At 74.5% G+C, this 8,244-nt stretch carries 9 protein-coding genes; 5 read left to right on the top strand and 4 right to left on the bottom strand.

Annotated elements, in window-relative coordinates; genetic code table 11:
* A partial coding sequence (locus ACWCSD_RS41990; RefSeq protein WP_449923374.1) for a LacI family DNA-binding transcriptional regulator occupies positions 1–212 on the bottom strand: 212 nt, incomplete at its 3' end.
* Between the two features lie 192 nt (positions 213–404).
* Between ACWCSD_RS41990 and ACWCSD_RS41985 the strand changes: the two genes are divergently transcribed.
* From ACWCSD_RS41985 to ACWCSD_RS41970, 4 genes are all read left to right on the top strand, one after another.
* Complete coding sequence (locus ACWCSD_RS41985; RefSeq protein WP_397165817.1) at positions 405–1,250, top strand: sulfotransferase family protein; 846 nt, start codon at positions 405–407, stop codon at positions 1,248–1,250.
* Positions 1,247–2,425 (top strand): glycosyltransferase family 4 protein, encoded by a 1,179-nt coding sequence (locus ACWCSD_RS41980; RefSeq protein ID WP_449923370.1) that lies wholly within the window; start codon positions 1,247–1,249, stop codon positions 2,423–2,425. The genes ACWCSD_RS41985 and ACWCSD_RS41980 overlap by 4 nt, the downstream gene beginning before the upstream one ends.
* Before the next feature lie 125 nt (positions 2,426–2,550).
* Positions 2,551–3,450 carry a D-alanyl-D-alanine carboxypeptidase family protein gene (locus ACWCSD_RS41975; RefSeq protein ID WP_364338042.1) on the top strand — a complete coding sequence of 300 codons (900 nt, stop codon included), beginning with the start codon at positions 2,551–2,553 and terminating at the stop codon, positions 3,448–3,450.
* A gap of 105 nt (positions 3,451–3,555) precedes the next feature.
* A complete protein-coding gene (locus ACWCSD_RS41970) occupies positions 3,556–4,623 on the top strand; it encodes an oxidoreductase (RefSeq protein ID WP_449923367.1) in 1,068 nt (355 codons plus the stop codon).
* Positions 4,624–4,712: 89 nt separating this feature from the next.
* On the opposite strand, the gene ACWCSD_RS41965 is transcribed toward ACWCSD_RS41970, so the two are convergent.
* On the bottom strand, positions 4,713–5,342 hold the full coding sequence (locus tag ACWCSD_RS41965; protein ID WP_449923365.1) for an alpha-ketoglutarate-dependent dioxygenase AlkB: 630 nt from the start codon (positions 5,340–5,342) through the stop codon (positions 4,713–4,715).
* 203 nt (positions 5,343–5,545) lie between these two features.
* On the opposite strand from ACWCSD_RS41965, the gene ACWCSD_RS41960 reads away from it, so the two are divergent.
* The gene (locus tag ACWCSD_RS41960) at positions 5,546–6,862 is read left to right on the top strand and encodes an MFS transporter (RefSeq protein WP_449923362.1); all 1,317 of its coding nucleotides are present in this window, start codon (positions 5,546–5,548) and stop codon (positions 6,860–6,862) included.
* 34 nt (positions 6,863–6,896) lie between these two features.
* Here the strand turns inward: ACWCSD_RS41960 and ACWCSD_RS41955 are convergent, their stop codons facing one another.
* Together ACWCSD_RS41955 and ACWCSD_RS41950 are read right to left on the bottom strand one after the other, a co-directional pair.
* Positions 6,897–7,436: a CGNR zinc finger domain-containing protein gene (locus tag ACWCSD_RS41955; RefSeq protein WP_449923359.1), complete on the bottom strand. Its 540-nt coding sequence runs from the start codon at positions 7,434–7,436 to the stop codon at positions 6,897–6,899.
* Positions 7,437–7,572: 136 nt separating this feature from the next.
* Positions 7,573–8,244: hypothetical protein (locus ACWCSD_RS41950; protein ID WP_449923356.1), on the bottom strand; the 672-nt coding region annotated here is incomplete at its 5' end.

Raw genomic sequence — 8,244 nt, 5'->3', positions numbered from 1 at the left:
GCCGGGCCGTAGAGGGTGGTGTCGATGCTGACCACGCCGAGCACCCCGGACCTGCCGGTGACGAGCTGGCGGGCGGCCTGGTTGGGCCGGTAGTCGAGCTCGCGCACCGCGGCCATGACGCGGGCCCTGGTCTCCGCGCGGACCCGGTCGGGCGCGTTGAGCACGCGCGAGACGGTCATGGCCGAGACCCCGGCGAGCACGGCCACGTCCATGAGCACCGCCGGCCTGTCGCCCTTCGCTTTCACCGCCGCTCACCTCCTGTCAGCGGTAACGCTAACAGGCCCGGGGCGCTCCCGCGCGACCGCGCGGCGACCGCGCACGGCCCCCGCGAACCCGCGGTACGCCTGGTCGGCGGCCTGACGCTGCCAGGTAACTGCCAGGAACGGTAGGTAGTCTGCCTCGCCATGAACTGGCAGCGGCACGTCAACAAAGCGCTGGTCAGGTTCACCGGATTCCAGATCGAGCGAGTCGGGAACACGCCCTCTCCCCCGCCCGCTCCCGAGATCAGACCGCCCGCGGATCCGCTAACCGACCGGCTGCTCGAATCCCCCGTCTTCCTCCTGTCCCCCGTACGGTCCGGCTCCACGCTCCTGCGCGCGATCCTCAACGCCCACCCCGACCTGCACGCCCCGCACGAGCTGCACGTACGCCGGTTGCGGGTGCAGTTCGGCACTCCGTTGGCCGCCAAGGCGATGGCCGCGCTCGGGCACAACGCGGCCGACCTGGAACACCTGCTGTGGGACCGGGTGCTGCACCGCGAGCTGGTCCGCAGCGGCAAGCGGTACGTCGTGGACAAGACCCCCGCCAACGCCTTCGCCCACCAGCGCATCGCCGCCTGCTGGCCGGACGCCCGCTTCGTCTTCCTGCTGCGCCACCCCGCCTCCATCGCCACGTCCTGGCACGAGGCCGCCCCCGACCGGCGCACCCCCGAGGAGGCCGCCCTCGACGCCCTGCGGTACATGAAGGCCGTGCAGCGGGCCAGGGCCGCGCTGCCGGGGCTGACCGTCAGGTACGAGGAGCTGAGCGCCGAGCCCGAGCGCGTCACCCGCGAGATCTGCGCGTTCCTCGGCCTGGAGTGGGAGCCGCGGATGCTCTCCTACGGCGAGCAGCAGGTGCTGGAGAAGGGGCTCGGCGACTGGCGGGACAAGATCAGGACCGGGACCGTCCAGCCCGCCCGCGAGCTGCCCTCCCCCGGCCAGATCCCCGAACCCCTCAAGCCCATCGCCCGGACCTGGGGGTACCTCGCGTGAAGATCCGCTACCTGATGCTGCACGCCTACGGCATGGGCGGCACGATCCGCACGGTGGTCAACCAGGCGAACGCGATGACCGCGGCCGGGCACGACGTCGAGCTGGTCAGCCTGGTACGGCGGCGCGAGGCCCCGCAGTTCGCCATCGACCCCCGCGTCACCGTCACCACGCTGGTGGACCAGCGCGGGGGCAGACAGCCCGACTCCGTCGGCCGCAGGGCGTGGCGGCGGATCCGCGGCAAGATCGTGCCGCGCGGCGAGTTCGCCGCCGACTACTTCACCGAGCGGGTGGAACGCGCCGCGATGGACTACGTCTCCGGCCTGTCGGGCGGCGTCCTGGTGACGACCAGGCCCGCGCTGAACCTGATCTCCGCCCGCCGCACCCCCGCCGACGTCGTCAGGATCGCGCAGGAGCACATGAACCTGTCCGCCTACCCCGACACGATCCGCAGGGAGATCGCCCGCCACTACGGCAGGTTCGCCGCGGTCACCGTGCTGACCAGGACCAACAAGCTCGAATACCAGCGCCTGCTGCCGGACACGCCGGTGGTGGTGATCCCGAACGCCGTCCACCGCGTGGAGCAGGAACCGTCCCGGCAGGTCAACCCGGTGGTGGTGGCGGCCGGGCGGCTGGTGCCGCAGAAGGGGTTCGACCTGCTCATCGAGGCGTTCGCGCAGGTCGTGCGGGTGCATCCGGAGTGGCGGCTGCGCGTCTTCGGCACCGGGCCGCGCCGCAGCCAGCTCGCCGGGCTGGTCGCGCGGCACGGGCTGGGGGAGCACGTGACGCTGCCCGGCCGTACCGAGCGGCTGGAGAAGGAGCTGGCCGAGGCGTCGGTGTACGCGCTCAGCTCCCGCTTCGAGGGCCTGCCCATGGTGATGATCGAGGCCATGACGCACGCGCTGCCCGTGGTCGCCTTCGACTGCCCCACCGGGCCGCGGGACGTGCTGACCGACGGCGTGGACGGCGTCCTGGTGCCGCCCAGGGACGTGGACGCGCTGGCCGCGGCGCTGATCCGGGTGATCGGCGACCGGGAGCTGCGGGTGCGGATGGGCGAGGCGGCGGCGGCGACGTCGCGGGCGTACGGGCCGGAGGTGGTGATGCCGATGTGGGAGGAGCTGTTCTCCGGGCTGGCGCGGGGGCAACGGGTGGCGGACAACCTCTGGACGGGCCGCTGAGGCGCCCGGCGCGGAAAGATCTACCTGACGGATTCTTCGGCGTAGGCGGGGTTTCTAACGATTCGGTCACAGATTTTGCCACAAATCGTTAAACGCACGCCAAACCGGGCGGCAGCCTGGGGTGCATGCGTAACCGGAAAGCTCGACTCACCGCGTTCGCAGGCGCCTTCGCCCTGGTCACGGGGCTGGGCGTGCCCGCGTACGCGCAGACCGCGACCCCGTCCGCCGCGGCCCCTTCCCTCGTCGCCTCCTCCGCCGACGCCGGGGCGCCCGCCGTGTACGGCCGGGCCGCCTATCTGATGGACGCCCGGTCCGGCGCCGCCCTGTTCGGCAAGGCCGCCGACACCCGCATGCCGATCGCCAGCCTCACCAAGACGATGACGGCGTACGTCGTCCTGCAGTCGGCCAAGCCCACGGACATGGTGGAGATCGCCCCCCAGGACGCGCGGTACGCCGAGGAGGGCGGCGGCACCACCGCCGACCTGCGGCCCGGCGACCGGCTGCCGGTGGGCGAGCTGCTCTACGCGCTCATGCTGCCCTCGGGCGCCGACGCCGCCCACGCGCTGGCCCGCACGTACGGGCCCGGCGTGCCGGGGTTCGTCGACAAGATGAACGCCACCGCCCGCTCGCTCGGCATGAACGACACCCGGTACGTCAACGCCGACGGGCTGCCCACGCCGGCGGGCGACGGCTGGTCCACCGCCCGCGACCAGGCGGTGCTGGCGGCCAAGGCTCTCCAGGTGCCGCTGATCGAAGGCGTGGCCGGGACCCGGTACCACGAGGTCGCCGCGACCGAGGAGCACGGCGCGTACGGCTGGCGCAACACCAACCGCCTGCTCGCCGAGCCGGGGGTGATCGGGCTGAAGACGGGGTTCACCCGGGCGGCGGGGTACAGCCTGGCCTTCGCCGGTGAGCGGGACGGGCACCGGCTGGTGGGCGTGATCCTCGGCGAGTCGGTCTCCAGCCGCCGCTTCGACACCGCCCAATCCCTCCTCACCTGGGCCCCCACCCGCACCGCCGCCTGAGCCCTCCCACACCCCCACCGCCTCCACAGGACAGGCGTCGTCTCCTGGGTCGCCCGTTTGTCCGCATGATGGACGCTCGTGATCTCTTGGGTTAGTTTGCCCGGCATGAACGTTCGCATCGCGATGAGCGTGTTGTCCGCGGCGCTGGTGCTCGCCGCCCCGCTCCCCGCCCACGCCGCCACCACCGGCCCCGGCCCGGGCCTCGGCTGGGAGCTGAAGGGGACCGGCGTGACCGCCCGCTTCCGCGGTCTCGCGCCCGTGAGCAGGGACGTGGTGTGGGCCGCCGGCACCGGCGGAACCGTCCTGCGCACCGTGGACGGCGGACGCACCTGGCAGAACGTCTCCCCGCCTGGCACCGAGTCACTCCAGTTCCGCGACGTGGAGGCGTTCGACGCCCGCCACGCCCTGGTCCTGTCCATCGGCACGGGCACGGACGGCCGCGTCTACCGCACCGAGGACGGCGGCCGCACCTGGACCGAGTCCTTCAGGAACGACGAGCCGAACGCCTTCTACGACTGCATGGCGTTCTTCGACCGCCGCCACGGCCTGGCCATGAGCGACCCGGTGAACGGCAGGTTCCGCCTCCTGGCCACCGAGGACGGCGGCCGGAGCTGGCAGGTGCTCCCGTCCACCGGCATGCCGGACGCGCTGCCCGGGGAGGCCGGTTTCGCGGCGAGCGGCCAGTGCCTGGTGACCGCGGGCGGACGGGACGCCTGGATCGCCACCGGCGGCGGCGAGCGGTCACGCGTGTTCCGTTCGGCCGACCGCGGGCGTACGTGGACCGTCTCCGACACCCCGATCCCGGCCGCCGACCCGGCGAAGGGCGTCTTCGCGCTGGCCTTCCGCGACCGGCACCGCGGGATCGCGGTCGGCGGCGACTACCAGCCCGGCCTCCCCTCCCCCAACGCCGCCGCGGTCACCGGGGACGGCGGCGCCACCTGGCGGACCGCCACGACCCCGCCGCCCGCGTACCGGTCGGGGGTGACGTGGTTGCCGCACCTGCCGTTCGCGGCGATCGCGGTCGGCCCCACGGGCAGCGACGTGACGTACACCGGCGGGGCCCGCTGGGAGACCTTCGACGGCGGCTCGTTCGACACGGTCTCGTGCACCCCGGACCTGTCCTGCTGGGCCTCCGGCGAGCAGGGCCGCATAGCCCGTCTCCGCCTCCGCTAGCACGAGGGGACGCACGGGGCTCGCGGAGCCCACGGGGTCCACGGCGGGCGCGGCGAGCGCGGCGGGCACGGCGGGCACGGCGAGCCGGGTCAGCGGACGCCGCGTGGCCTGAACTGGATGCTGATGCGCGGCCCCGCGGGCCGGGCGGTCTTGGGGATGGCGTGCTCCCACGTCCGCTGGCAGCTGCCGCCCATGACGATCAGGTCGCCGTGCCCGAGGTCGCGGCGGATCGAGGGGCCGCCGCCGCGCGGGCGCAGCAGGAGCGGGCGCGGGCTGCCCACCGAGACGATCGCGACCATGGTGTCCTCGCTGCTGCCCCGGCCGATGGTGTCGCCGTGCCAGGCCACGCTGTCGCGGGCGTCGCGGTAGAAGCACAGGCCCGCGGTGCGGAAGGGCTCGCCCAGCTCCTCGCCGTAGTGGGCGTCGAGCGTCGCTCTGGCCTGGTCGAGGACGGGGTCGGGCAGCGTCTCGCCCTCGTCGTAGAACTTGAGCAGGCGCGGGACGTCGAGGACCCGGTCGTACATGCGGCGGCGCTCGGCACGCCACGGCACCGTCTCGGCCAGCCGCGCGAACAACGTGTCGGCCCCCGTCAGCCAGCCGGGCCGCAGGTCGATCCAGGCTCCGTGGTCGAGGTACGTCCGGCGGACCGTGGCGCCCAGCCGCCCGACGCCGAGCTCCTCGTCGAGACCCAGCAGAGATGCTTGGAACGCGGCTTTCATGAGGCCGAGTCTATGCCATTGTTCGTACACATATTCGACTCGGGGGCCGGCTCGGGGATTGGAAGGCGCCCGGCCTGTGCGGTACGCAGTCCGTACAGGCCGGGCGGGTCGCCGCCGGCGGGCGCGAGGCCCGCGCGGGACGATCACCCGAGCCCTTCCCCGCCCGGACTGTCCCTTAACACGGATCCTGTAACGTCTTGCTGGTGCTGACGCGTTACATGGCCGGGGTGGTCGCGGCCCGGACCGGCGACGAGATGTCCGGACCCGCCCTCCTGGTGGCCGGGCTCGCCGCCACCGGCTCTCCGCTGCTCGGGGCGTCGCTGCTGGCCGGGCTGACCGTCTCGGCGGCCGTCGGCGGGCCGCTGCTCGGCGTGCTGCTGGACCGCGCCCGCCGTCCGGGCCGGTTGCTGGCGTGCTGCCTGCTCGGGTACGCGACCGGCCTGCTGCTGGTGGCGGGCGGCGTCGGACGGGTGCCCGGGACGGCGCTGGTGGCGCTGGCCGTGGTGACCGGGCTGGCGGGCCCCGCGCTCACCGGCGGCTGGACGGGACAGCTCCCCCTGGTCTCCGGGCCCGACCGGGGACGGCTGGCACGGGCCACCGCGCTGGACGCCATGACGTACAACGTGGCGGGGCTGGCCGGTCCCGCGGCGGTCGGCGTGGTCGCGGCCGTGGCGGGCGGTCCGGCCGCCGTCCTCGTCTCCGCAGCCCTCCTCCTGACCGCCCTCCCCACCGCCTGGACCCTCCCTATCCGCACCCCCCGGAACCACCCCACCCACGCCCACCCCACGAGCGACCTCCCCGCAGGCAACCGGCCGAACGGTGAGCGGCGGCGCTTCGGCGGCCTCAGCTCGCCCGTGCGGGCTGCGGGAGCGGTCGCGCGGGAGATGGCCGCCGGGGTCCGGGCGGTGCTCGGGAACCGGGTGCTGGGACGGGCCACCGCCGGGTCGATGGTCTCGTGCGCCGGGGCGGGCATGTTCGTGGTGTCGGCGCCGGTGCTGGGGCTGGAGCTCACAGGCGACAGCAGCCGCGGCACGCTGCTGCTGGCCGTCACGGCGGCAGCCGGCCTGGCCGCGAACGGACTCCTGGCCTGGCGCGGCGGCCCCCGTCGACGGAACCCGTCACCGGCCTGGGACGCGACCCTGGCCTGGTCCACCGCGCTGGTCGGCGCGGGCATGGCGTTGGCCGCGATGGCAGGAACGGCCCTGGTGGGGGCGTATTGGCTCGCGGTGGTGGCGGCGGGGCTGGTGGGCGCGGGCGAGGGGCCGCAGTTGACGGCGCTGTTCGCGGTGCGGCAACGCGAGGCCCCCGCCGGGCTACGCAGTCAGGTGTTCACGACCGGCGCCAGCCTCAAGATCACCTCGTTCGCCGTCGGATCGGCGCTGGCAGGCCCGCTGAGCACCCGGTCGGCCACTGCCGCCCTGCTGACCGGCGCGGCCTTACAGGCCGTGGCCGTCTACGTTCTCCTCCGCCGCCGCGGTTGGCGAGCGTCAGCGGGCGACGCGGGCACCGGCAGGCGGTGAGCAGGCGCGAGCTGGCTGTGGCGGGCGCGTGGCGTCAGGGGGTTGGCTGGGGGCGGGCGCGGTGGGCGGCGACGCGGGCGCGGGTGGCGCAGCGGGTGCCGCAGTAGCGGCGGGGGCTGCCGCCGCCCAGGTCCAGGTACGGCCGTCCGCACCCCGCGGCCGCGCACAATCCGCCCGGAACGCGCTGATGGTCGGCGACCAGCACGGCCAGGGCCATCGCCGACGAGGCCAGGAACCACTCGGCCCACGGCGCGTCGTCGCCGCTGTCGACGTGCAGATGCCAGGACGTCGTGCCCCGGTGGCTGGTCAGCCTGGGCGGCCGGGCGGTGTCGGCGAGCAGGCGGTTGAGCAGGCCCGCCGCCTCCCCGGCGTCGCGCGCGCCCAGCACGTCGCGCAGCCGGGCCGCCGCCGCCCGCATCGCGGCCACGTCGGAGTCGTCGAGGCCGAGGTCGCCGTGCTCGCCGTGGCGGCGCAGGACGTCCGCCGCCGAGGCGGGCGTCGGCTCTTCGTGCAGCAGCGCCACGCACAGCTCGACGGCCCTGACGGCCATCGCCCTGGTCGAGTGAACCTCCACGCGGCAAGCGTATCCACGGCGGGACTCCCCCTGCCCCGCCGCGGACCCTGCCCCGCCGCGGACCCTGCCCCGCCGCGGACCCTGCCCCGCCGCGGACCCTGCCCCGCCGCGGACGCTGCCCCGCCGTGGCGTGGGCTCAGCCGCCGCAGGCGGCGAAGACGAAGCTGTCCTTGAGGACGGTGTACCGGTCCCTGACCCGTACGGCCCCCGTCCCCGTGTCGACCTGGACGATGGTCATCCTGGACGAGCCGGACACCAGGTGCAGCGTGACCTGCGTGTCGCCGGTCCAGTCGATCATGCTGAGCTCGCCGTCCGGCAGCTTGATCTTCCTGCGTCCGGTGACCTCGTCGGTGGCGAGGTCGTAGGTGAGCAGTTCGGTCTTCCTGCCGCGGATCACGACCGCCGCCGTGTGCCCGTCGCCGGCCAGCGCCTGCGGGCCGTTGGCGGCCACGACCTGCGGCGGCGTGACGCGTACGAGATGCTCGCCCGTCTGGTCGCGCACGACCAGGTCGGTGACGGAGTCGTCGGACTCGATCGAGGACAGCACCTCGTCGCCGTCGCCGCTGAACCCGAGGAGGGTCTCGTCGGCGGGGACGGTGCCGAGCAGGGCGCCGGTCGCGGTGTCGAAGATCTTCGTGGCGGCGGGCCGGTCGCTCTGGACCACGACGGCCAGCCGCGCGCCGTCGCCGGAGAGCAGCAGCGTCACCTCGTTCTGGGCGACCCGCGGCAGCGCGTCCTCGGGCAGCAGCGTGACGCCGCCGCCCAGCGCGCGTACGGCCGGCCGCCCGGACTTGGTGAGGTACGCCAC

Source organism: Nonomuraea sp. NPDC001684, assembly GCF_053596515.1.
Note: the sequence above shows the minus strand (reverse complement) of the source record. Positions and strands in the feature narration are given on the sequence as shown.